Below are 961 nucleotides of genomic sequence, written 5' to 3' on the forward strand. Positions count from 1 at the left end.
TATAACTTCGTATAATGTATGCTATACGAAGTTATTACGTAAAGGATAATGGAGGGGATTTGATCAAAACAAGGCCAGCAATGGTTTCGGGCTTTCAAATATGCAACTGAATATCCAGGAAATAGGTGGGGAGTATTCTCTTGAAACCGAGTCCGGACAGGGCACCAAAATAAGGGTAAAATTCCCTTTATAATTGGTTCCTTTGAAAATAAATACGAATAAATCCGTATCGGAAAACTGATTGGAATAAAGGTAATTTGTAGACAAGATAATCCTTATGGAAAAAATAACCGTTTCAATTGCAGAAGACAATCCATTTGAATTAAAATTAATTCTGAATAAATTGGCTGCATTCCCCGAATTAGATTTGGTTTTTGTAGCAAACAATGGAGAAGATTTTATAGATAAATATTCCAGTCAGCCTACTGATATTATTTTAATGGATATTGAAATGCCGTTGATGGATGGCATTAAAACAACTGAGCTCATTAAAAACAAGTTCCCGGAAGCCAGAATTCTTATCATAACCACGTTTGACGATGATGAAAAGATATTCAAAGCTATATTGGCCGGAGCTTCAGGCTACTTATTAAAAGACGAAAAGGCCAATATTATACAACAATCTATTAAAAATATTCTGGAGGGCGGAGCTGCTATGTCTGCAGGAATTGCCTTAAAAGCGCTGTACCATATTAAGGAAACCTACAAGTCGCCTGAGGAAATGGCTCCCAATCTTTTAACCAAAAGAGAACTGGAGTTACTGAAAGCCGTTAAAGATGGTTATGTCTACAAACAAATTGCAGACATGTATTTTATCAGTGAAGGAACGGTAAGGAAGCATATTGACAATATTTATAAGAAAATGCAGGTCAATAACAAAATGAGCGCTGTTAAAAATGGCAACCGAAAATAGATGGATATAAAAAAAGCCCAGGTAAACACCCGGGGCTCTGTATAGTTT

The 961-nt window shown here is 35.8% G+C and carries 1 protein-coding gene and 1 pseudogene; both read left to right on the forward strand.

Going from position 1 to position 961, the window contains the following annotated elements; genetic code table 11:
- Positions 1-76: 76 nt before the first annotated feature.
- Positions 77-193, forward strand: a pseudogene (locus tag P767_RS19140) (hypothetical protein); the annotation flags it as partial.
- Between the two features lie 84 nt (positions 194-277).
- Positions 278-913 carry a response regulator transcription factor gene (locus P767_RS0104180; RefSeq protein WP_037351613.1) on the forward strand — a complete coding sequence of 212 codons (636 nt, stop codon included), beginning with the start codon at positions 278-280 and terminating at the stop codon, positions 911-913.
- The last annotated feature ends 48 nt before the right edge of the window (positions 914-961 follow it).

The sequence above is a fragment of the Sediminibacterium salmoneum NBRC 103935 genome, assembly GCF_000511175.1.
Taxonomy (GTDB): domain Bacteria; phylum Bacteroidota; class Bacteroidia; order Chitinophagales; family Chitinophagaceae; genus Sediminibacterium; species Sediminibacterium salmoneum.

Excerpts from the sequence above, each read along its gene's own strand:
- P767_RS0104180 (WP_037351613.1), top strand. The coding sequence starts at position 278 with ATGGAAAAAATAACCGTTTCAATTGCAGAAGACAATCCATTTGAATTA.